Origin of the sequence: Bacteroides neonati (assembly GCF_000499785.1) — a bacterium.
GTDB lineage: Bacteria > Bacteroidota > Bacteroidia > Bacteroidales > Bacteroidaceae > Bacteroides > Bacteroides neonati.
The window spans coordinates 262028-288308 of sequence record NZ_HG726023.1 but is presented as its reverse complement, the minus strand read 5'-3'; the positions used below and the strand labels follow the sequence as shown (position 1 = coordinate 288308).

Here is a 26281-nt window from a genome sequence, read left to right as displayed (position 1 = left end):
AAAAAAAGTATCTATTAGTATGGATAATCAGAAAAATAAATTTACTTTTGTCTTTCGAATTCATGCCTCCTCATTTATTGTAAAGACGGCTCGATTATGAAATAAAGAGTCGACACTATTTAATTAATATGTCTAATTACAATAAACCGTATTTGAGTTCATGAAAAGATATTTATTCATATGGCTGTTATTGCTGTATATTACAAGTACCTTTGCCCAGCAAAGTTTATCAACAATTCCCTCGCGCATTATCTCACCTAGTATCAATTCTGACGGTTCTGTTACATTCAGTTTATATATGCCAAATGCCAAACAGGTGTCAATTAAAGGCGATTGGCTAATCAACGGAAGTGCTTCCATGCAACTAACAAATGGCATTTGGAGCTACCAAACGTCAACGTTATTGCCCGATGTATATATTTATACCTTTAATGTTGACGGAGTCGATTTAATAGATCCAAGCAATGTGTATCAGATTCGCGATGCATCTACATTATACAGTATTTTTATGATAGAAGGCACCTCGCACATGTATGGGGTAAAAGACATCTCTCACGGTACCGTATCACATAGGTGGTATCCATCACCAACCCTCAACAAACAGCGAAGACTTAGTATTTATACTCCTCCCGGATATGAGTCAAGCAAAAAAAAATATCCCGTTCTCTATTTACTACATGGCATGGGAGGTGACGAAGAAGCTTGGTTGAATTTAGGACGCGTGAGTCAGATTCTCGATAATCTGATTGAAAGCGGCAAAGCTTCGCCAATGATTGTGGTGATGAGCAATGGAAACGTAGTACAGCAAGCCACTCCCGGACAAGACTCGAAAGGCTTTTATATGCCTTCGTTTCTCTTACCACATACAATGGATGGAGAGTTCGAAAGCTCGTTTAACGATATATTAGCTTTTATTGAAAGTAACTATAACGTTAAAAAGAATAAGGCCGGAAGAGCCATTGCCGGATTATCAATGGGAGGGTATCATTCACTCTACATATCAGCCAATAACCCCGAATTATTCGATTATATCGGACTATTTTCTCCTGCTATCTATCCGGACAAAGGCATTGCATCAACCATCTATGAAAAAATGGATGAAAAATTAATGCAACAAGCTAAGCAAGGATACAAACTTTACTGGATAGGCATCGGAAAAGACGACTTCCTGTACAACGATGTGGCAAAACAACGCAACCAGATGAATGCCTTGCACATGCCATACATCTATCGGGAAACCGATAAAGGACACGTATGGACGAATTGGAGAAACTATTTATCGGAGTTTGTAACATTGATATTTAAGTAGCTTCTCCACGTATATTGTTTCGGTATTGGCTCGGACTGACTCCGGTTGCCTGCTTAAAAATTGTACTAAAATAACGCTGATAACTAAACCCTGTAAGGTCTGATATCTCGGTGATACTTTTGTCGGTTTGAGCCAATAACTCTTTTGCTTGCGCAATACGTATATTATTTATATAGTCATTCACTCCTATACCAGTAAGTGCTTTAATCTTATTGTAAAGCGGGGTTCTGGAAATAGCCATTTCTTGCATTAAGAAAGCAACATCAAGTTGAGGATTATCTATATTGGTATTGATTATGCTATTTAGTTTTTTAATAAAGGCTTCATCAGCATTATTGGTAGTTAGAGCATCAATCAGCAGATGATCCGTCGTTCCTTTACTCAAAAAGGACTTGATACGTTCTTTCATCTTCAACAAGTTGCATATAACATCAAGCAATGTATTCAACTCAAAAGGCTTAGGAAGATAGGCGTCCGCTCCCAGCTTATAACCTAACGAGGTACTGTTCTCATCCGTGCGGGCAGTGAGTAAAATAATGGGAATATGACTGATTTCAAGCTCCTCCTTTACGCGCTTACACAGCTCAAAGCCATCCATTAAAGGCATCATAACGTCACTTACAATAATATCGGGACTCTTCTCTTTAATTATCCGTAAGGCTTTCTCCCCATTCGAAGCAGTGTATACCTTAGAAAACAAGCCTTTCAGTTCCTCTCTCAAAAACTCGAGCAATTCCGCTTTATCTTCTATAACAATAATCGTATATGCCTTCGTGGAAAAACTATTTTCATGATCTGCATATTGCTTGGCTGTATAAATATCCGCTTCGACCGTATCAATTGTGTGTTCCAACAAAACATTTTCCTCGAAAGGTAGTTCGTAATAGAATGTAGCTCCTTGCGTCAAGTTATTTGATGCTCCAATGTGTCCTTGATGAAGGTCGATTAGTGCTTTAGCATACGACAGCCCGATACCACTGCCATTTTCGGAGTGTTCGCCTTGAAAAAAACGTTCAAAACATTTGGAAGGATCAATCTGGTTAAGACCAATACCCTGATCAGAAACGGAAATACGAACATAAGTATCGCATATCTTAGTCGACACAGTAACAACAGTATCTTGAACGCTGAACTTCAATGCGTTCATGAGTAAATTAGAGAGTACAATCTCACATTTATTTTTATCGAAGACAACCGTACCAACCCGATCATCAAATCGGTACTCCAATTGAATATGGTGATACTCAAACTCTGTTCTAAAATCCTCTGAGACTTCTTTGACCCAATTATTTAGTAAATAGGGCTGTTTCATTAATCTTTTTTTCGCATCCCCCAGCTTATTAAGATCAAGTACCATATTAATGATATTCTTCATCTCTTTAGTTTGTTTATAAATACGGGTGAGCGTACCATATCGTTCCATATCCTCCTGACTATCGGCACGAGGAATAAAGCTGTCGAGTAAACGCTTAAGCGGAGCATAAATAAGTGTAAGTGGTGTTCTTAGCTCATGGCTAATATTGATTAAAAATTTTATTTTTTCTTCATACACCTGCTGCTCGTGCTCTTTCATAGCCCATTTCAACTTGCTTTCTTTCCTGATCAGTAACAGACGAGTAACACCGATAATACTTGCAAAAAAGATGAATGAAAAGACAACGATCACCCAAGGTCGCTGATACCAGGGAGGGGTAACCACTACGGTAAGCAGGCGAGTGGGTACCGTCCAATTACCGCTTTTCGTACTACAAGCCACTTCGAGTGAGTATGTACCAGGCAATAACTGGGGCAATGTAAGATTGTAGCTATACGTTTCAATAGGCGGTTGATTAATCCCCGATAGAGTATAGCGAAACAATACTTTACGAAAAATATCTGTCTCGTCGGAAGTTACCTTGATGGCCAAAGACTTGTAGTTATAAGGAAGTAAAATACGCTCAGACTTAGTTGGTGTTACTTCTCCATCAATCACAACATTGGTCAGTTTTATCGATGGTTCCAAGTACCCATCAATAGAAATATCTTTATTTATTTTAATCAATCCCGATACTCCTCCCATATAATAGACCGGTGCATGGTTCGAAGAAACGGGAGGAGAGAGTAGCTCATTGGCTGTAAACCCATCCGTTTCTCCCCAGATAGCAAAACGATTGGTAGCGATACTATATGAAAAAAGCAGGTTTTGTGCACTGATCCAAAGTCGCTTCTGTTCATCAAGAAAAAGCATAGATATACCGCTGAATAGTTTGGTATCAATCTTCACGTGCTTCTGTGTCAGTATATCATAATAACTTAACCCATAATCAGTTCCTATCCAAAACCGTCTCTCTCCATCGAAGCAAGCAGAGTTTATATATTCATTTTCATTCCCTTTAAAAATAGTTTTCAACACAAGATCGCTACGATTGGCTTGAAAAATACGGTTGTTTCCCTTGAAATAAAATCGATTGCCATCTGAATGAATCAATCGCAAAGCCCGCAAATGACTTTGGTCTTCCCGTGTGGTCATTTGTCTAAAGCTCTTGGAGGCAATATTGAATAAGTAAGTATTCACCGATAAAAGAAAAACCTCGTATTCTGATGCTTTATCTATAAATACGGCATATCCACTAAAGCACTCTCGATCGTTTATTTCTTTATTAACAATGTTAAATGGACGGAAACCAGCACTCTTTTTATCAAAGATAAGTAATCCTTTTTCGTAATTCGACACCAAAAGTTCGTTAGGCGAATAGCTACTAATGGAAACGATCTTCTCTCCAAAAGTTTGCGGATAATGAACAAATGAACCGGTTTTCGGACTATAGGAATTAATGCCTCCTCCATCGGTACCGATCCATAAAATGCCCGAATGATCTTCGTGTAAGCTGTTTACAATCTTCTCACTCAATCCTTCGCCACTCATTAAGTGTGCATCTTTATAAGTATGTATCGGCACCTCCCGAATGCCAAACATACCATCGCGCACGGTACCTGCCCATAAATTCTTCTTTTTGTCTGCGTAAAGTATCTTAATCGAATTATTGGGCAGGGTACCTCTCACACCGGGTTTATGCTGTAATGAGTTAATCTGCTTGGGATGCTCCGGATCAATTATATTAATGCCACCTCCATCGGTTCCGACCCATAGTTTATTATGATGAAAAAGCATGTTAAGTATGATATTGCTAGACAAATCAGAGTTATGAGTATGAAGATGAAACAACTGTTTACCCTCTTTTGAAAAACCACGTATACCATCTTTGTAAGACGAGATATAAAAATTCCCTTTTTGATCGGTACACGATGCCACTATATTCTGCATTTGTATCGGATGACGGCTCAATCGATGAGAGAAAGGTTCATAAACCCAAATACCGAATTCGCGACTAGTCAACAATACTTTTGTTTTATCAAGAGGATGGACATGCTCAAAAAAGAGAGCTTCTGCATTCGAAATATTCTTAATACGATGCTCCGTCAATTCCCGTGAGGCATAATGATAGACAAAAAAAGAGCCCGCCACTGAGAATAAAATACCATCATCAAAAGGCATATATCCATAGGCAGTTCCTTTACCCTTAGGAAGTATTGGTCGGAAACCGTCAATGACAGGATCGTACTGCACCAATCCATTATTGGTCGATACCCAGATTGTATTTTGTAAATCTTCGAAAATAAAATTAATCGCATTTCCCGGAAGAGAATGCACTCGATGCTCATCGTGCATATAAACATTAAATTTATTTTTATCAAAGGTGTTTAACCCGGCATTGGTACCAATCCACATGACACCTTTGTTGTCGAGTTGCATACTATTGACCGTACCTTGCGACAGACCTTGCTCAATAGAAAGTTGCTTGAAATAATAATTTATATGATCATCCGCATACAAAAAAGAAGGGTTTCCTATTACGAATAATAGCAATAGAATATATCGACATAAAGTGATTTTCATATAGTAGGTCAACAAATAGTACATGTGTATTTCGAAGTACAAATATAACAAAAATACGAGAAATACAGGGGATAAAGGATAAAAAAGGATATCTACTGACATCATTGGTACAAGAATGGACGAAGACAGTACAGCTTTAACATAGCTTTGCGGAACAATAAATGAGGCATGAATAAGCGAATTCATCAATTTTTACGATAATCTAATAAACAAAGAAAACATTATGAGAGAAATTTTTAACTCGGCCTTCCTTCATGGGGGAGGTTTTCGTTTTTACATTCCAAGATGGACGGTCAGTACATTACTCTTACTGCTCTGTCTTAACCTATCGGCTCAGAGCAATTTCAAGATAAAAGGAATTGTATTATCCGAATCCAATAAAGAACCACTTATTGGTGTCAATGTAATACAAAAAGGAACTTCCAATGGTACCATCACCAATATTGACGGAGTATTTGAGCTAACCGTTCCTGCTCCCTGCGATCTATTATTCTCCTACATCGGTTATAACGACAAATTGATCAAAGTAAAAGAAGCAGCCAACGATATACACGTATTACTAAGCGAGAACAACGAACAATTAGACGAAGTGGTCGTTATTGGCTATGGTGTACAGAAGAAAAAACTCATCACCGGTGCTACTGTACAGGTTAAGGGAAATGACATCCAAAAGCTAAATACCGTAAATGCCTTGGGCGCTTTGCAAAGTCAAACTCCAGGTGTAAACATTACACAAAGTTCGGGTATGCCTGGTGAAGGTTTCAAAGTAACCATCCGCGGATTGGGAACCACTGGTAATGCAGGTCCGCTTTACATTATCGACGGAGTAACAGGTGCCGATATCAATGCACTCAATCCGGCCGACATAGAATCGTTTGATGTACTTAAAGATGCTGCTTCGGCTGCTATTTATGGATCGCGCGCAGCCAATGGAGTAGTACTGGTAACGACCAAACAAGGTAGAGTAGGCAAAGCAAGTATTTCGTATGACGGCTATGTAGGCGTACAAAACGTTTACCGTATGCCCGACTTACTTAATGCACAAGAGTACGCCCTTATTCAAAATGAAGCGCGAATGATGGACGGACTGCCCGGTTACAACTTCGCAAAAGAGGTACCTAACTGGGACAAGATTGCCAATGGCACCTTTACCGGTACTAACTGGATGGAAGAGGCACGCAATGAAAATGCGCCTATTCAGAACCATGCGCTTAACATCATAGGGGGCACAGACCAGTCGGTTTATTCTATTGGTCTCTCGTACACTTCACAGGAAGGTGTTTTGGGAAAACCCGTAGAGCCTAATTACAGCCGCTATACCTTTCGCTTAAACACGGAACATACGCTTTACAAGAAAAATAATCTCGACATTATCAAAGTAGGCGAGAACCTTTCTTATACATACAGCGAACGTGCCGGTATCGCTATTGGTGATATCTGGTGGAACGATATACGCAGCCTACTTACCGCCAGCCCTTTTATGCCTTTGCGCAATGAAGCTGGCGAATATCATTATGCCATTCCTTGGGATAGTCGCGAAGCCAACCCGATAGCCCGTATGGACTATACGCATGGTCAGAATGCAACTAAAAGCCACAATATGAAGGCGAATATATTTCTTACCATTCAACCGATCAAGAACTTGCTATTGAAAAGCAACTTTGGCTTGTTATTAGCGGGCAACTCGTCGCATTCGTTCATTCCAGCTTATGATTTATCGAGTAACCTTAAAGGTCCCGAAAGTATTGTCTCGCAAAGTATGGGTATTGGTGTCAATTGGCAATGGGAAAACACACTCAGCTATCAGTTCAATTTGGGCAATCACAACTTGAGTGCATTGATTGGTCAGGCAGTTGAAAAAAGTGGTATGGGCGAATCAATGGAAGGAACTAACTTCAACAGTAAGTTCAATGACCTAAAGCACGCATATCTCAGCAATACCGGGGCTATCTCGGGACGTAGCTTACTCAGAGGCTATCCGTGGGAAAGAAGCCTTATCGCTTCATTTTTCGGTCGTGTAAATTATGACTATAAAAGTAAATACATGGCTACAGCCGTGTTACGCGCCGATGGTTCATCTAACTTCATGCGAGGCAAACGTTGGGGATATTTCCCTTCGGTATCGGCCGGTTGGGCTATTTCGGAAGAGGCTTTCATGGAGCCTACCCGCGAAGTACTCGATTTTTTGAAGCTCCGCGCCAGCTTCGGACAGAACGGTAATCAGGCCATTCTTCCATTCCAATACTTATCAACGATTTCGTTTGCCAATGCCTCTTATTTCTTCGGACCCGATAAGAGTTCTCCTACCTCAGGCGGATTTCCCGACATTTTGCCAAACAAAGATGTGACCTGGGAAACGTCCGAACAATTCGACCTTGGTATCGACGCACGCCTGTTGAATAATCGCTTAGGTATTACCTTCGACTATTACATTAAGACAACCAAAGACTGGTTGGTACAAGCTCCTATACTTGATAGTTACGGTGCAGCCGCTCCCTTCATCAATGGTGGCGATGTACGCAACAAAGGTTTCGAAATTGCACTAAACTGGAACGACAACATAGGCGATTTCCGTTATGGACTTAATGTAAATCTCTCTCACAATGAAAATGAGGTAACTCGTATTGCCAATACCGAAGGTATCATTCACGGAGCACCTAACATTTTAAGTAATGCTACCGACGAAATGTACCGTGCACAAGTAGGTTACCCCATCGGCTACTTCTGGGGATACGAAACCGCCGGCGTTTTTCAAAATGATGATCAGATTAAAAATTATAAAGGTGCAATGCTTTCGGGTACCCGCCCGGGAGATCTCATCTTTGTTGATGCCGATGGCAATGGAACCATTGACGAAAAGGATAAAGGCATGATTGGTAACCCGCATCCCGATTTTAACCTTGGCTTGGGTATCAACCTTTCTTACAAAGGATTTGATCTAAGTGCTACGGCATCCGGAGCGTTTGGTAACCAAATAGCGAAGTCATATCGTTCATTTGCCGATCTTCCCAAACAAAACTACACCTCCGACATCTTTGCCCGTTGGCACGGCGATGGTACGTCGAATAAACTTCCTCGACTGAGTTCAGTTACCAGCACTAACTGGCAATACATCTCGGATATTTACATTGAAGATGGCGATTACCTCAAATTACAGAACCTGACTATCGGATACGACTTCAAGACACTCTTCAAAGGTATGCCACTACAACAGGCTCGTCTATATGTAGCCGCACAGAACCTCTTCACCATTACCGAATATTCGGGAATGGATCCCGAAATCGGATACGGATCGGGACAAGGATGGGTATCGGGTATTGACCTAGGGTTCTATCCCAGCCCACGTACACTTCTCATCGGTGTAAACTTAAAATTCTAATAGACAATAAGTATGAAAAAGATCATAGCAAGCATGCTCACGGCATGTATCCTGTCTGGTTGCGAAAGCTTTCTAGACACAGAAAACCTCACGAAGAAGGACAACTCAAACTTCCCACTCACAACAGAAGATGCACAAATGGCATTAACAGGTGCTTACACCATGCTCCGACAAACCACAGACGGAGCAGAAGGGCAGTGTTTCTTTATTACCTCCGAAATTTTATCTGATGATCGCTTGGGTGGCGGCGGACCGGATGACCGTGCAGCACAGGCAGTGAATCAACTCAAAAAATCGGCCGATAATATGTTTGCCGACCCATGGAGAAATGCGTATAAAGGTATATTCAGATGCAATATGCTGCTCGAGAGTATCACAAACATCACTACGTGGGAGAGTGAGGCGGTACGCAAACAAATTCTTGCCGAGACCCATTTTCTACGGGCATATTTCTATTTCGACCTCTGCCGGTTATTTGGCACAGTGCCGTTAATTACAGCCACCGCACCCGTCAACAACCCGCGTGCCACACCAGATGAGTTATACGCACTGATTGCTTCGGATTTGCAAACAGCTATCGACAATTTTCCTTCAACGAAAATACAAGAGATGCCCGTCTCACAGCTTGGACATGCCACGAAGTGGGCAGCACAAGGATTACTCGCTCGCGTTTATCTATTCTATACCGGTTATTATAAAAAAGAGGCATTGCCCTCAACAAACGGAAAGAGCATTAGCAAACAAGAAGTTATTGCACAGTTAGATGATTGTATAGCCAATAGTGGACATGCTTTACTGCCCGACTTCCGTAACTTGTGGCCTTATAGTAACAAACTAACTCAACCAGGTTACAAATACTCTATAGATAACAATTTATCATGGGTAGGCGAAGCGGGAGCCAATACTGAAACAATGTTTGCCATTCATTTTGGTGCAACTGCCGACTGGGGACCAACATCAGATTACAACAACAGTCCCAATCTATTCTTCTCCATTCGCGAGCAGCCAACCGATGGCATTTATCCCTTTGGCTTAGGTTGGGGATACGGACCTGCCAACTCTCGTTTATGGGAGGAATGGAGTATAGCCGAACCTAATGACATACGCCGCGAAGCTTCTATACTGAATGTAGAAAACCCAAATGAAGGGTTGGCCGGATATAAATTTGGTGGCGACAAACAATGGGAGGAAACTGGATATTGGCAAAAGAAATACATTGCAGTAAACGCACGCAAAGAAGATAAAAGCATTATCGGATATAGTCATTTAATGTATGGTGCACCAGCCGACTATATGCTAAACAATACACAAGACCTCGTTATGCTTCGCTTTGCCGATGTATTGCTAATGGCAGCCGAGCTCAAAGAAGACGCTATACCCTTGAACCTGGTTCGCGCCCGTGCCGGACTTCCGGCTGTTGCTTACAGCACTCAGGCACTACGCAATGAGCGCCATTGGGAACTTGCCTTTGAGGCCATTCGCTACTATGATATACTTCGTTGGGGCATTGCAGGCGAAGAACTTTCTAAACAGAATGGAGTCAGCATTAAAAATAATCTGGTAGAAGGGAAAATGAATGTAGGCAATATTGCCAAACGCATTGAAGAAACAGGTGGATTCTTACAAATCCCACAAACGCAAATCGATCTGTCCAACGGTGTGCTGACGCAAACTCCGGGATGGACAGGTAGTAGCATTATTTATTAATCGTAACCCAATAAAGAATAATATGAAAAAGCAGATATTCGGTTTACTTGCCATCCTCGCGCTAAGCGCTTGCGAACCTGTAGTCGACAACAAAGAATTGGGAGGTATCGTGCCCGAAAGTGAATTGAAACTTGAAGTATTCTCTACCACCGAAGGTGGAAACGAAATTGTTTTTGCAAACCACACCAAAGGTGTAGGCACCTACTGGGATTATGGATTGGGACAATCTATTCAAGAACAAGACACTGTCATCTTTCCTTTCTTGGGCGAACTTGAAATTAAGTTCAACGGTTTTTGCAACGGTGGGCAAATAAATGCTAGCCGTAAGATAACAGTATCTAAATTAGATCATCCGATAGCGCCCGAGTGGGCTATCTTTGCCGGTAATGAAATCTCCGGAAAGACTTGGGGCTGGGACTACACATCACTTACCGATATTATTTTCGGAGCAGGTGGCTACTTAGCCAGTAGCGGACCCGCTTGGTGGGTATTCTCGGCAGAGGCAATGCAAACAGGAGACTTTAAACAAGACATTACAGAAGTCATGACATTCGATTTGAACGGAGGCCCTAACTTCACTAAGAAAAAGGCGAATGGAACAGTCATCGAAAAAGGTACGTTCAAGTTTGATATGAGTAAGACCAAAAAGAAAGGCGACGGATCTCTTTATTCAATCGGCGAACTGCAATTTCTTGATGCAACCATTCCTTTCGGAGTTAATCCGAGCCAAACGAATGATAAGGTCTACACATTTGATATCATATCACTATCGGCTACAAAAATGATTTTAGCCTATGCACCTGCCGGCACAGGAGTTTGGGAAAATGCTTACTTCTGGTGCTTCAAAAGTCTGGAATAACTTAACATATTCAATCATTTGTATAAGTACTCCCATCTGCCCCTACAGATGGGAGTACATACTACATTACGAACAATATCCAAGACAAGAATATACGGTAAAGTAACTTTTTGCCATACGTATATAAGACTCCCTAATACTTCAAGAGAGCTAAAACAGTGGCCAAGCCGGATCTTCAACATGAGCTGTCTGCAGAATAGCCTTCAATTCATTTACTTTTTCCGGATACTTACCGGACAGATCATGTTTTTCGGAAGGATCGGAAGCTAAATTGTAGAGTTCGTAAGACGGACTCTTACCCCGGATATCCAGGTGAACAAGTTTCCACGCACCTTGGCGCACCGCTTGCCGTCCATTCATTTCCATGAATTCAAAATAGAGATAATCATGCTCTTTTTGTCCTTTGCGATTTTCCAACAATGGTAGAATACTGATTCCATCTTGTTTTTGGCTCACACCTTTGGGATTCAATAGCTCCTCAAAAGTAGGCATCATGTCCCAAAAGGAGCACATCAGATTCGTTTCAACACCCTCAGGTATACGCTTTGGCCACGAAACAATCATAGGCACGCGAATACCTCCTTCGTATAAATCGCGTTTGTATCCGCGCCATATCCCATTGCTGTTAAAGAAATCGGGATCGGCTCCCCCCTCTCGGTGCGGTCCATTGTCGCTGGTGAAAATGATCATTGTATTATCGTATAGCCCACGCTCTTTTAACTTTTGCACAAGCTGCCCTACGTATACATCCAACCGATAGATCATCGCAGCAAAAGTAGCTCGCGGATATACTTGCGAACAATAACCTCCTTTGCGAAAGGCTGGTCCATCATCTACCCCCTTATAAGGAGTTTCGGGATATTTTCCACGAAACTTACGAATGATGCTGTCTTCGGGAACAATCAGCTCGGCATGCGGCAGAATAGTAGGATAAAACATAAAAAACGGTTCATCCGAAGTTGTATGATCCAAAAAGTCTAAGGCTTTGGAGTGAATGAGATCTTGCGAATAGGTTCCTTGTCCGTAAGGAACTTCAGCCACATTATCAGTCAGCTCGACCCGTTGGTCATTGTCCCACAAATGATCGGGATAGTAGCTATGCGCCAGCAACTGGCAGTTATATCCGTAAAAACGATCGACACCTTGCTTCAGCGGATCGCCTGTAGATCCGACAAAGCCCAATCCCCATTTTCCAAACGTAGCGGTTTTATAACCGGCTTCTTTAAACGAACGAAAAATAGTGCGCGTATCGGCCGGAAGCGGAAACTGTCCCTCAGGCTCCAACTCTACATTTCCACGAATAGGGGTATGTCCACTGTGGGTACCTGTTAGCAAACACGAACGCGAAGGAGCACTGACAGTAGTGCCCGAATAGCATTGGGTAAACCGCATTCCTGCCTGTGCCAGTTTATCGATATTAGGAGTCTCAAACTTTTCTTGTCCATAGCAACCTAAGTCGCCATACCCCAAATCATCGGCCAATATAAAAACAACATTCGGTTTTACATTCTTTTCTACTTTCTTCTTTTGTGCAGCTACTTGCCCGGACACAGATAGCCCCAACAGTAGCGTTCCGCTAATTAATAAAGGTTTATTCTTCATACTTTTCTTCGTTCTTAGATGGATCATAGTTTAATTAATTACAATAATGAATCGTCTCCGTATTTTCACTTTCTGCCGCCATAATCGGGATTCAGTTGAATAGGAATATCCGCTTGGGTTTCTTTAAGCCACCGAGATAGTTTGTCGTATAACTCTTTCGCCTTTTCCGGTTGTGAAACGGCTTGATTATTTTTCTCCATCGGATCCTCTTTGAGGCAAAAAAGCTCCATCGATTGATCTTCATAATAATAAATCAGCTTCCAATCGCCGAGCCGGATGATGGAATGGGGAGTGGCCCGAAAAGCGCCGTCCATCCCTTGATAACCTTCCAAATAGGCAGGAAAGTGCCAATAAAGTGCCCGCTGCTTTGACGTTTCACTGTACGACTGATTAAAGATATTCTCTCCATCGAGACCGGCAGCCGGAATCCCTCCTGCCAACGTGAGCAACGTAGGATAAAAATCAACTCCGGTAACCAAATCATCCACAACAGTGCCAGGCTTTATCTTACCGGGATACTTCAGAATAAGCGGAACCTTGATTCCACCCTCATAAGGCATTCCCTTTCCACCTCTGAGCGAAAAGTTATCCGTAACGGGTTCCGAACCACCATTATCAGAATAAAAGACAAATAGTGTATTTTCAGAGAGGCCAAGCGAATCGAGCGCATGGCACAATCGACCGACATTCCAATCCAGGTTCTCTACCATTGCAGCATAAACCGGATTGGTGTGATGCACCCCTTTCGCTTTCTTTTGATACTTATCAATCAAAGCCTGCGGAGCTTTCAAGGGAGTATGCACCGCATGATGTGCCATATAAAGGAAAAAGGGCTTCTCTTTTTGCAAGCTGACAAATTTAATGGCCTCATCCGTCAATCGATCTGTCAGGTATTCACCCTCCGTACCTTTGTCCAATCCTAAATGGCATTTTCCCTTCTCACAATAAGGATAAAAATAGGAATAGGGCGAGCCCGCCCTGTCGCCGGCTATGTTGTAATCAAAGCCTTGCGACAGGGGACCGGTCTTGCTGCCATCGAGATCACTGCCCAGATGCCATTTCCCGATATGGGCACAAACATATCCTTGCTGGTGGAGTGCTTCGCCCAAAGTAACGAAGTCTGTCCGTACCTCTTCCTTATTCTCAATAGGGATCAGTTTTCGTTTGCTCTTATCGCCACGCGCAGACGGACTTACCGTGTATACTCCATGCCGTGGGGTATAAAGTCCGGTCATCAAGCAAGCACGGCTCGGTGCCGAGTTGGCTGCCGCCGCATAGGCATTATCGAAAAAAGCACCTTCCGAAGCCAGTCTATCGATGTGAGGAGTTTCGTAATAATCGCTACCTGTCATGCCAAGATCATTCCACCCCAGATCATCGGCCATAACAAACACAATGTTGGGTTGTCTATTTTGTGCGTATAAGGGTGAGCATACCACCACTCCTCCGGTTAGTACATGCAAGAATAAATGTTTCATCTCTCTTTCTAATTAGATTATTCCCATCCGGGGTTGTTGGGTGCCAATCCGGGGTTCAATACGATTTCGGTAGTAGGTACTTCGAATAGGTAATACTTTTCCATCCATCCTTTACCTTCCTTCACCGGATCATTGAATAAGAACAGGTATCCTTCTGTCATGCTTCCGTTTACACCATCGGAGAGTCCGGTCGATTCGTTGAGCAACGTATAGCCGGCTTTTGTGGCTACCGACTTGGGCACCCATAAACCTTTTTGTGTTTTATTGACGAACCATGGAGCCATTCTCCAACGACGCACGTCATAGAATCCAAAGCCCTCGCCCATCAATTCGATAATACGTTCGCGACGAATTTCCCACAACAACGGATCAACCAAAACACCTGTCGTGTTGCCTTTCGGATAATATTTACCGCGTTCGGGGTCAAAATTAGCATCAATATCTGCCAGCACCATATCCGCAATGCCGGCACGCTTGCGCAATTTATTGATCGTACTATTCGCCACTGACTGGTCAAACTGACCTGTCTCGAACATTGCTTCAGCATAATTCAACAATACCTCCTCTATCTTGAAAATAGGTTTGTCTGCCACATTCAAAGAGCCGTTGTTGAAGTTTGTTTCCCAATTATTCCAGTTCTTCCAAACATAATAGCCCGAACGACAAGTCACAAAGGCTCCTGTACCTAATCTTGGAATTTCCGGAACCAACGAGGCCGACCAGTTCTGACCGGGCAGACGCTTCATTCCGATACCCGGATTACTACAACTGGTATTAGCACCCATAATGTCGATGTACTCTCTATCGGCAGGATTGGTCGTATACGACCAAGTTGGATAGTCACCCTTTCCCGCTTTTACTTTGTAAGGTGGAATAACCGTATGATACAAACGAGGATCTCTGTTTCGGAACGTAGCGTACATATCTTTATCGCCGTAATACTGAGAAGCGTTGTTCTTAATTGGCTTTCCATTTTTCATCAGATAAAGATCTACCGTTGCCTGATTCATCTCGATATTGTGAGATGAGGTATGCTCCATATAGCAGTAGCCGGCCGGATTGATATCTTTCACATACTGCTTATAAAGAATAATACCCGGTACTTTGCTCAGATCATCGGATGTCCACATCTCCCCGTATCCGGCAGCCGGCTGACCATCGGTTCCTAAGTATAGCGTCGGATAACTTGCCATCAATAATCGGGAAACACGAATGCACTCTTCGAAATAAGTATTATAGTCATTGAGTTCGTGGTATTTCCGCCAAGTAGCTTCGCGCAAAGTAAAGCGTGACAATGCTGCACGCACAACATTCTGATTGATTGTGTTGGCTCCGTCAATCGAGGTAAAATTACCTATATTCTCTTCTGCCCATTTCAATCGTTCAAGCACTTTATCTGCTACTTCTTTACGAGGCATACGCTTGGCATAAGCCTCTTCCGACGATTCATTCAACACCTTATCCACCCAAGGTACGTCGCCAAAACGGTCGATCAGCTCCATGTACCAATACGAATGAAAGAAATAGCCTACCGCTCTCCAATGATTCTTTTCAGCTTCATTCATATTCGACGCGTCGATATGCGATAACATAATATTCACACGGCGTAAATAGTCAAACTCCCAGCCATTGCCCGAAGCAACGCTGCTCACCGTTTGGAAAGCATATTTATTGAATCCGCTTTCTTGTTTATGTTCCAGGTATCCTGCCCATCTGTCTCCCTGATAGTGTGAATCCTGTCCTATACCACTTAATGATGTAGCAATGGTTTTGTTGGCAAACACTTCATAGCAAGGCCACGTAAATGTTTTGAAATTGTCATAGGATTGAAAAGCATTTCCTTCGGTAAGATCCGTTACCGGATATTTCTCCAGAAAGCTATCGTTGCAGCCGGTTAGGGCTAAACAGCCTAAAAGGGCTAAGCTTATAATTATCTTTTTCATATTTGATAGCTGTATTAGTCGTTTATAATGTAAGGTTAATACCAAATGATACCGTGCGATAAGATGGATAGTTCCACTCTAATGTTTCGGGATCAATACCTGAGGGAAGCGAAGAGAACGTAGCCAGGTTTTCGATGCTGACAAATGTTTTCACTTGACGTAAAGATAGTTTAGAGACCCATTGTTTGGGTACATTATAAGAAACGGTTATGTTTTTGATGCGAAAGTAAGAGGCATCAGATAAAAACTTGTCCGAACGGCGATAATTCGATCCCTGATTTCCATAGTTACCATACAGACGAGGGTATTTAGCATTCGGATTTACGGCCGTATAGTCACCATTGGCAGCATCGACCGGTTTCCAGTAATCACTCAATCCCTCATAGAGTGGGATGAACTTAAAGTCCGAATAAAGGGGGAAAGTCAATGTGTTGGCAAGCCATGCATCGCGTTTTCCGGTACCCTGCATAAAGATATTGAGGTCGAAGCCACCGTAGCTTCCTCCCAATGTAATACCATACATATAGCGCGGGGTCGTATTACCGAGTATTTTGCGGTCACCCGGATTATCAACCGTATTATCCCCCGATGAAATCAGGTTCGTACCCTTCTGATCGTCGCGTAAATTATTGAATTTCAAATCGCCGGGGCGTGGATTATAGCCATCCAACTTAACAACACCTTCTTTCAGTACCCAACTGGCTGTATTCTCAAAATCATCTACCGTGTAGAAGTCACCGGCTTCGTACCCCCAGATTTCGCCTACATTCTTTCCTTCGTAGAAGTTCCAAAACTCATACGTACCTCCGGTCTGCGGATTTCTCAGGGTGCTGGTCAGAATCTTCGACTGATTGTCATTGTATTTGACAATCTTCGACTGATAGTCGGATAAGTTAAAACCTACCCGGTAATTGACTTTTCCTATTTGATCTCTCCAATTAAGACTCAACTCCCAGCCCCTTGTCCGCATATCGGCTGTATTTTGATAAGGTGCACCTGCACCTACCAAAGCCGGAAGTTGCATACCCGGGGCAAGCATTCCTTTGGTGTCACGCTGATACCAGTCGAAGGTAGCATTCAGCCGGTTGTTAAGCAAAGTCAGATCGACACCAAAATCGGTTGTTCCCACCTTCTCCCAGGTAAAGCTGTTGCTAACCAATGCTGGGATGCTTGAAATAGCAGTTACGTATGTATTGTTCGATAACCAGCCATTGTACTTATTGTCAATATTCATGGTAGGTATAAACGAATATGCCGGAACATTCTGGTTACCAATCATACCGTAAGATCCGCGAAGTTTGAATCCATCCAACCAGCTACGGGTTGCCTTCATGAATTTCTCCTCGGCTACCTGCCAACCTACAGATACGGAAGGGAAGAAACCGAAACGAGAATCCTTTGGAAATTTAGAAGAGCCGTCGTAGCGTCCGTTTACCTCTAACAAGTATTTGTCCTGATAGCTGTAATTGGTACGAAAGAAGCCACCACGCACAGCATACTCGGTATAGCTGTCGGCTACTTTGATAGTAGATGTTCCGGCTCCCATACTCGGAACCTCGACAAAGGCCTGTCCGTACGAATAAGCATCCATATACTCCTCATAGTTGGATTCCTGATTGAAACCTGCCATCAATTTTATTTTATGGCTACCCAACGTAAGATCATACGTACCATAGATGTTGAATGCATTGTAGTCGGTATATTGTTTTTTCTTTCTCAGGTAGTCGTTGGTGGGAGTTGTATCCTTTCCACCCTGAACGGTGGTGTATGCTGTTTTTCCGGTATACCAATGATAATCGTATGCATTTTTATCAAAAGTATACTCAAAAGCAGCTTCGAATCCTTTAAACGGCTTCAGAATTGATTTCAAGAAGATACGCGGATTATCGTTTAACTCCTTAGATGCATTAGACCAAAGAATCTGGTTGCGAGGAGTAAAGAATGGAAGTCCGGCAGCCCCTTCCGATATCTCGGCAGGCATGGTACCTTCCGGATAAAATGAAGCCAAACGGGTAGAATATACTGCTCCGAGTGCCGATGACGGGAGCGTTTTCTGGCTATGGGCATAGCTTAACGTGGCCTCCTGAGTAAACCAGGTAGTCACATCGGCCGATATAAATGCGCTGACGTTTAGTCTTTCATATTTATCTTTGTCAGTAATCAACACACCGTCATTAGACACAAACCCGCCGGACAAGCGATAACGCAATTTCTCCGTACCGCCCGTAGCCGAAAGGTTGTGAGTCATCTGAAAACTATTGGTAAGCATATTATCGACCACATCCTTTTCATTCAGATAGTACACCGCTCCGTCTGTATCTTTAAAGATTCCATCTCCATACGTTTGCAGAGACGACGGATCTTTCTTGTACTGATCCAAGTATTGCAACCACTTACCAACACTTGGCGAGCCCATGGTCCAGAACTGATCACCGGCAGCATCAGAATATGCCTGAAGGTATTCTTTTAACGGTGCTTGCTTGGGCTGATTGACAGTGCGTCCGAAACCAAAATTATTATTGTAGTTCAGTTGAAACTGAGTAGCTCCCTTGGGACGCTTGGTCGTAATAAGAATAACACCACCGGCAGCACGCGAACCATAAATGGCTGCCGAAGCTGCATCTTTCATCACGGTTACGGTTTCAATGTCTTCGGGGTTAAGCATATCAATATCCCCTTCCACATTATCGATCAATACCAACGGCTTGATGGTGTTACCATAAGAGCCATCACTGTTCTTTATTCCGACCGAATAAGAGCCGCGAATCTGGAACGACTTACTTTTTCCAGGATCGTTGCCTCCATTAGAAACCAGCAAGCCCGGCACCGTTCCTTGCAGTGCGTCGGCAGCATTCAGAATGGGGCGATTGCCAATCACCTCGTCCATCTTTACAGACGATACCGAACCGGTTAAATTGGCTTTCTTTTGCGATCCGTATCCAACCACCACCACTTCATCCAATATTTTCAGGTCTTCTTTTAGCGTAATTGCAAAGTCTTGCTTTTGCGCTATGGATACCTGACTGGGCAGGTATCCGATGAATGATACCAGCAGCGTACCTTTATCGGCAGGCACAACGAGTGAAAAACGCCCGTCCAGATCGGTCACCGTTCCTACCCCTTCGTATCCCTGCAAAATAACATTGGCACCAATCACCGTTTCGCCGTTCTGGTCTTTTACGATACCTTGAATTTTCTTTCCGCCTTGTGTCGTTTGCTTTGCATCCTGTTGCTTTTCGACAGTTGTACTTGTGAGCACGATACGCTTATTCGCATCAATGGAGTAAGTTACCTGCCCATTATTAAATAGTTCGGCAAGAACAGACTCTATCGATTTATCTTTTACATGAACCGACACCTTGCGGTCTATGTCAATCTGTTTGCTATTGTAAATAAACGAATAGCCCGATTGCTTTTCAATAGCGATCAATGCATTTTCGACCGTTACGTTATCGGCATTCAACGTGATTTTAGGAGATTGGGCATACAGCCCCATTGTACCCAATTGAAAGAGAGTCACAAACAACAATGTACGTAGTAGAAACGTCATCGAGAGTTGTCGGCACCCACCTTGCATAGGCTTCAAACCATGTGTTTTCATTTCTTTTTTCATAAATTACTCTATTAAAGTTAACGAACCTATTTCTGACAGATTCATTAACTTGACGAATAAGGGGAATAATACCCTATCCAAAAATCCAAGTTTTTCTAAAAAAGGCTAAAAAAAGCAGTTATTGACCAATAGATAAGATAACCTTGCGCCGGGGATAAGAGTGGTCGTTTTGTTTTTTCGGTTCAATGATTTGAACGTTCAAAGGCGATGCTTTTCCGAGTAGAGAGAGAATTTCGGTCAACGACTCGGTAGTGAATGTAGCCGAATATTCATAGGCACGCAAACGGTCTCCACGCAACTCAAACTCAACACCGAAATGCCGTGCCAGCCGCTTGGCTATCTCTTCTATACCGGCGCGGCGGAAAATAAGTTTTCCATCCTTCCAACCCACTTTTTCGTCCATGTTGACCATGGAGATAAGCGGTTTCAAATCACCCGAACGCTCCAACACGGCTGACTGCCCCACGCACAGATCGGCCAGCACTCGACTTTCTGCCGTAAGTTCCACATGCCCTTGGGCGAGAACAGTCTCTACCACATTGTCGTCATCATAGGCCGATACATTAAATTCTGTGCCGTAGGCACTTACCGTGAGCAGGTTCGGAACGGCTACATCAAAACGATGTTCGGTATCCGATTTTACTTTGAAATAGGCTTCTCCCGAAAGACTCACCCGACGAACTTCTCCGTCAAAAACACGTGGATAGGTTAATGTAGACCCTGAGTTAAGCCACACTTCGCTACTATCGGGTAGAATTACATGCGATACCAATCCATAAGCTGAACTGATGCGTATCTCTTCATGCACCTGCGAGGGCAAGCCCCACAGAGACAAATAAACAGTAGCGGCCAGCAACGGAAGAAGCAGGATAGCTGCCACCGTACGCGATACGTTCCATATCCGTATTCGAAGCCTGTCGCGATGGATTCGTCCCGAGACTTTCTGCCAATTCGCCTGAGTACGATACTGCTTATGTTGTTTCAGCAATTCCGTTTGCCGCCAGATGAACGAATAGTCGTCCACCTCTTTCTTGAAATCGGTATCTTTGGAATACTTTTCATCAAAAACAGCCTTTTCCTCGGAAGACAATCGACCTTCCAGGTGCTTGATTATATTTTGTTTAGTGTCTGAGTTCACAATCGTTGTTTCTTTTGTTATATAGACTGATTATTCAACAAACTCCCTATGCGTATTAACTTATTTTATACTGCTATACAAATATGTAAGAATAAAAGGCAGGTAATCTTTCAGTTCCGTACGCAACAGTTTGAGTACTCTGCTCACATGGGCCTCTACCGTTTTTACCGACATGCCACATTCGTCGGCTATCTGAAGATAGGTTTTATCTTCAAACCGACTCATTTCGAAGGTGCGGCGTACATTTTCGGGCAATTTGGCAAGAGCCGTATTCAACATCTCTTCGAGTTCGGTAATACCGTAAACACCCTCATCATCAACATTTTCAGCATCCATCGTAACGCCCTGTTTCTCACGATAAATATCTTCCAGGTCGCGACGTCTCATATAATCAATACAGGCATTTTTCACGTTAGTAACCAAATAGTTGCGGGCAGAAGAGGTAATACGAATCTTTTTCCGGTTTTTCCATGTCTGATAAAACACCTCCTGTACAAGGTCTTCGCATACATCTCTGTCACTGATATAGCGATTGGCAAAGAAACACAAAGGCGCAAAGAAATCGGAGAACAACAGCTGAAAAGCAGATTCGTCATCGTGCAACGATATTTGCCAAAACAGGCGGTCAATAGTATCAGATTTCATTAACAAGTCTCTATTAGTTTGATGCAAATTTACTATAAAATTTGGGGTTGCCGCAAGAAGGATTGTGAATTAACAAATTCCGATGAAGCGACTTATCGCAGGAGAGGATTTTTTTTCAACCCAATATGGTCGCACCATTCACCCCGCATCATCGGAACCTTTGCCTGCGATGGTCGGAACCTTTGCTGCTTATCGTCCGAACCTTTGAAAGCGACAAACTCTCCTGCGCTTACACATAATTGTACAATACGGTCAGTTCACCCCTCATTTTGGCTGCTTCACCACTCTTTGGGTACAGTCTGCCGGGTTTCTTTCTACCTTCGCCGTAATTAAAACATTAAACACTCCGAAAAACCATGTTCAAAGCCATTGTCCGTTTTTCTATCCAGAAAAAACTGTTCGTAGGACTGACCACACTCTTCCTGCTTATCGGGGGTATCTATGCCATGCTGACGCTACCCATCGATGCCGTGCCGGATATTACGAACAATCAGGTGCAAATTGTCACCACATCGCCCACGCTCGCCCCGCAGGAGGTGGAGCAGTTAATTACCTTCCCCATTGAAATTGCGATGAGCAATATCATGAATGTAACCGAGATACGCTCCGTTTCGCGTTTCGGATTATCGCTGGTTACGGTCGTATTCAAGGAGGGAGTGCCCACACTCGATGCCCGACAGTTGGTCAACGAGCAGATTCAGACCGTAGCGGGCGAGATACCCCCCGAGCTGGGCATGCCGGAGATGATGCCCATCACCACAGGCTTGGGCGAGATTTATCAATACACGCTCGAAGTAGCACCGGGATACGAGAAGAAGTACGATGCCATGGAGCTGCGCACGATACAAGACTGGATTGTCAAAAGACAGCTATCCGGTATTCCGGGTATTGTCGAAATCAACAGCTTTGGCGGAAACCTCAAACAGTACGAAGTAGCGGTAGATCCCGATGCACTCTTCTCGCTCAATATCACCATCGGCGAGGTGTTCGAGGCGTTGAGTAAAAACAACCAGAACACCGGCGGAAGTTATATCGAGAAGAGTAAAAAAGCATACTACATCCGTTCGGAAGGTATGATTACCAATACGAACGACGTAGAGCAGATTGTGATAGCCAACCGCAACGGTATTCCCGTTCACATCAGCGATGTGGGCAAGGTGCGCTTCGGATCGCCCAAACGCTTCGGTGCCATGACCAAAGACGGCAAGGGCGAATGTGTAGGCGGCATTGCCATGATGCTCAAAGGAGCCAATGCCAATGTGGTGACCTCCGAACTCGAAAAGCGGGTGGAGAAGATACAAAAACTACTGCCCGAGGGGGTGAGCATTGAGCCTTACCTTAACCGCTCGGAGTTGGTCAACCGCAACATCTCGACCGTGGTGTTCAACCTGATCGAAGGTGCCATCATCGTTTTCATCGTATTGATTCTGTTTTTGGGCAATCTGCGGGCGGGTCTCATCGTGGCTTCGGTCATTCCGCTCGCCATGTTGTTTGCCTTTATTATGATGCGCCTGTTCGGTGTGTCGGCCAATCTGATGAGCCTTGGTGCGATCGACTTCGGTATTGTAGTCGACGGTTCGATAGTGATCGTCGAAGGTATTCTGGCACATATCTATAGTAAGCGTCTGCGCGGACGCACATTAACTAAGGAAGAGATGAATGTGGAGGTAGAGCGCGGCGCTTCGGGCGTGGTACGTTCGGCTACCTTTGCCGTCTTTATCATCCTGATCGTATTCTTCCCCATACTGACGCTGACAGGCATCGAAGGAAAATACTTCACCCCCATGGCTCAAACATTGGTATTCTGTATCATCGGCGCACTGATCTTATCGCTCACCTACGTGCCGATGATGGCTTCGCTCTTTCTCAAACACAAGATAGAGGTCAAAGAGACGCTTGCCGACCGCTTCTTTGCCGGCCTCAACCGTATTTACCAACGGGCACTGAACATCTGCCTGCGCTTTAAGTGGACAACCGTAGGTATCTCGTTCGCCGCGCTGGCTGGTTCGTTGCTACTCTTTACCCGACTCGGTGCCGAGTTCATCCCTACCCTCGACGAAGGAGATTTCGCCATGCAGATGACCCTTCCGGCAGGTAGCTCGCTGACCGAGAGCATCGAGGTTTCAAATCTGGCCGAACAGGCATTGATGGAAACCTTCCCAGAGATCAAACACGTCGTTGCCAAGATCGGTACTGCCGAAGTTCCTACCGACCCCATGGCGGTAGAAGATGCCGATGTGATGATTGTGATGAAACCGTTCAAGGAGTGGACCTCTGCCGATACCCGTGCCGAGATGGTAGAGAAGATGAAGGCAGCCCTCGAACCACTATCCAAACGAGCAGAGTTCAACTTCTCGCAACCCATTCAGCTACGTTTCAACGAGTTGATGACGGGAGCCAAGGCCGACATTGCCGTGAAACTATACGGCGAAGATACGCAAGAACTGTACGACAAAGCACGCGAAGCGGCCTTGCTGGTAGAGAAGATACCCGGTGCATCCGATGTTATTGTGGAGCAGACCATGGGACTTCCCCAACTGGTTGTGAAGTACAACCGCGACAAGATAGCCCGTTACGGCATCAACATCATGGAGCTGAACACCATGATCCGAACAGCCTATGCCGGCGAAGCCAGCGGAACGGTGTTTGAAAACGAACGTCGCTTCGACCTCGTTGTGCGTCTCGACCAAGAGAAGACGGCCGATCTGAACCTCGACAAGCTCTTCATCCGCACCACCGAGGGGATACAGATTCCGGTCAGCGAGGTGGCTAGCATTGATCTGGTCAACGGGCCGTTGCAGATTAACCGCGATGCGACCAAGCGACGCATTGTGATCGGAGTCAACGTGCGCGATGCGGATATTCAGCAAGTCGTATCCCGTATTCAACAAACACTGGAAGAGAACCTCAAACTAAAACCGGGTTACTACTTCGAGTATGGCGGACAGTTTCAGAACCTGCAAAATGCCATCCAAACCCTGCTCATCGTAGTGCCGGTGGCTTTGATGCTGATTCTGCTCATCCTCTTCTTCGCATTCAAGAATGTAACCTATACACTGATGGTTTTCTCGACCGTTCCCCTATCACTCATTGGCGGTATACTTGCCCTGTGGCTGCGCGGCTTGCCCTTCAGCATCTCGGCAGGCGTCGGTTTCATTGCCTTGTTCGGTGTGGCGGTACTCAACGGTATCCTCATGATTAATCATTTCAATGACTTACACAAACAATCTATATATGCCATGACCACCCGACGAATTATCGCACAAGGCACTCCTCACCTGCTACGCCCCGTATTCCTGACCGGATTGGTGGCTTCACTCGGCTTCGTACCGATGGCTATCGCCACTTCGGCCGGAGCAGAGGTACAACGTCCGCTGGCCACCGTCGTGATCGGCGGGTTGATTATCTCTACTCTATTGACCCTGCTCATCCTTCCGGTCTTTTACCGGATTGTAAACTCTTGGAAACCTCTTTTCCGCCCGAAAAGAAAGAAGAGCCTGCTTATCATGCTCCCGCTGCTGCTCTGCGGCACTGCTCTTTCTGCACAGACACCGGTTACGCTCGATCAAGCCATTGAACTGGCTTGCCGCAACCATCCGAGACTGAAAATAGCAGAAGCCGCCATCCGTCAGGCGCGTGCCACCAGGGGCGAAATCGTCGAAGCAACTCCCACTACGTTCAACTATTCGTGGGGACAGCTAAACGGCGAGAATAAGAAAGACAAAGAAATGGCATTCGAACAGAGTTTGGGATCGTTGCTGACCCCCTTCTACAAAAACACGTTGGTGAATCGACAGGTAGCCACCGGCACCTACTACCAACAGTTGGTGAAAAAGGAGGTAACCGCCGAGGTGAAACGAGCTTGGGCTTACTATCAGTACGCCTCCGCTCTGCGCTCCATGTACACCGATCAGGACGAGCTCGCCTCTCAGGTGAAACGTATCGCACAACTGCGCTACGATCAGGGCGAAATTACGCTACTCGAGAAAAACATCCTTACCACCTTGGCGGCCGATCTGCACAACCGTCTGTATCAGGCACAGGAGGAAGAGCGAATCGCTCTCACCCGCTTCACTTGGAGCTGCTATGCCGATGAAGCGATTATTCCAAACGATTCGGTACAGGTGCTCTTTGCCGCTCCCCTCTCGGCAGGTGGGGCATCGGCTGCGCACATCGGCTACTTCAACAGTCAGGCGGCAGAGGCCAAAGCGTTGCTGCAAGTAGAACGCAGCCGCTTCTTCCCCGAACTGTCGGTTGGGTATTCGCGCCAAGACATCCTCCCGTTGAAGAACCTCAATGCATGGATGGTAGGAGTCTCCTTCCCACTCTACTTCGTTCCACAGAAGAGTAAGGTGAAGCAAGCCCGCATAGCCGCTTCGACTGCGGCGATTCAGGCCGATGCCAACATTCGCGAGCTGAACAACAAAGTGACCGAACTGACGGCCACACTGCGACGTTGCAACGAAAGCCTGCGTATGTACACCACCTCTGCCCTGCCCGAAGCCGAGGAGCTAATCAAGGTAGCCCGCTTGCACCTCAAGCATAGCGAAACGAACATTACCGAATTTGTACAGTCCGTAAGCACTGCTCGCGACATCCGTCGGGGATACATTGAAACAATGTATCAGTTCAACGTGGCCGTACTCGAATATGAATTATATAACTAAGCAT

Annotated in this window: 13 protein-coding genes; 6 read left to right on the top strand and 7 right to left on the bottom strand. The window is 44.5% G+C overall.

The genetic code is table 11. The annotated features are described in order from the left end of the window. Nucleotides 1–160 precede the first annotated feature (160 nt). Nucleotides 161–1309: an esterase gene (locus TY03_RS13885; protein WP_187373997.1), complete on the top strand. Its 1149-nt coding sequence runs from the start codon at nt 161–163 to the stop codon at nt 1307–1309. Here the strand turns inward: TY03_RS13885 and TY03_RS13880 are convergent. Next, nucleotides 1302–5246, bottom strand: coding sequence for a hybrid sensor histidine kinase/response regulator transcription factor (locus TY03_RS13880; protein WP_042371393.1), 3945 nt, complete (start codon nt 5244–5246; stop codon nt 1302–1304). The genes TY03_RS13885 and TY03_RS13880 overlap by 8 nt on opposite strands. Before the next feature lie 223 nt (nt 5247–5469). On the opposite strand from TY03_RS13880, the gene TY03_RS13875 reads away from it, so the two are divergent. From TY03_RS13875 to TY03_RS13865, 3 genes are read left to right on the top strand one after another with little or no spacing between them, the layout of a single operon-like run. After that, nucleotides 5470–8625, top strand: coding sequence for a SusC/RagA family TonB-linked outer membrane protein (locus TY03_RS13875; protein WP_042370999.1), 3156 nt, complete (start codon nt 5470–5472; stop codon nt 8623–8625). Between the two features lie 12 nt (nt 8626–8637). Then, a complete protein-coding gene (locus TY03_RS13870) occupies nt 8638–10332 on the top strand; it encodes a RagB/SusD family nutrient uptake outer membrane protein (RefSeq protein ID WP_042370997.1) in 1695 nt (564 codons plus the stop codon). A 22-nt stretch (nt 10333–10354) separates the two neighbouring features. Beyond that, on the top strand, nt 10355–11191 hold the full coding sequence (locus TY03_RS13865; protein ID WP_042370994.1) for a hypothetical protein: 837 nt from the start codon (nt 10355–10357) through the stop codon (nt 11189–11191). A gap of 150 nt (nt 11192–11341) precedes the next feature. Here TY03_RS13865 and TY03_RS13860 read toward each other — a convergent pair whose 3' ends face one another. The 6 genes from TY03_RS13860 to TY03_RS13835 form a co-directional block, all read right to left on the bottom strand. After that, nucleotides 11342–12793, bottom strand: coding sequence for an arylsulfatase (locus TY03_RS13860; RefSeq protein WP_042371391.1), 1452 nt, complete (start codon nt 12791–12793; stop codon nt 11342–11344). A 65-nt stretch (nt 12794–12858) separates the two neighbouring features. Beyond that, complete coding sequence (locus TY03_RS13855) at nt 12859–14271, bottom strand: sulfatase (protein ID WP_042370992.1); 1413 nt, start codon at nt 14269–14271, stop codon at nt 12859–12861. Nucleotides 14272–14288: 17 nt separating this feature from the next. Next, nucleotides 14289–16214, bottom strand: a complete 1926-nt coding sequence (locus tag TY03_RS13850) for a RagB/SusD family nutrient uptake outer membrane protein (protein WP_042370990.1) — start codon at nt 16212–16214, stop codon at nt 14289–14291. Nucleotides 16215–16236: 22 nt separating this feature from the next. Further along, nucleotides 16237–19764, bottom strand: a complete 3528-nt coding sequence (locus tag TY03_RS13845; RefSeq protein WP_394330890.1) for a TonB-dependent receptor — start codon at nt 19762–19764, stop codon at nt 16237–16239. A gap of 181 nt (nt 19765–19945) precedes the next feature. Continuing rightward, nucleotides 19946–20965 carry a FecR family protein gene (locus TY03_RS13840; RefSeq protein ID WP_042370988.1) on the bottom strand — a complete coding sequence of 340 codons (1020 nt, stop codon included), beginning with the start codon at nt 20963–20965 and terminating at the stop codon, nt 19946–19948. Between the two features lie 60 nt (nt 20966–21025). Then, nucleotides 21026–21610 (bottom strand): RNA polymerase sigma-70 factor, encoded by a 585-nt coding sequence (locus tag TY03_RS13835; RefSeq protein WP_042370987.1) that lies wholly within the window; start codon nt 21608–21610, stop codon nt 21026–21028. An 82-nt stretch (nt 21611–21692) separates the two neighbouring features. On the opposite strand from TY03_RS13835, the gene TY03_RS23025 reads away from it, so the two are divergent. After that, nucleotides 21693–21818 (top strand): hypothetical protein, encoded by a 126-nt coding sequence (locus TY03_RS23025; protein WP_262482520.1) that lies wholly within the window; start codon nt 21693–21695, stop codon nt 21816–21818. Nucleotides 21819–21966: 148 nt separating this feature from the next. Beyond that, complete coding sequence (locus TY03_RS13830) at nt 21967–26277, top strand: CusA/CzcA family heavy metal efflux RND transporter (protein WP_042370985.1); 4311 nt, start codon at nt 21967–21969, stop codon at nt 26275–26277. The last annotated feature ends 4 nt before the right edge of the window (nt 26278–26281 follow it).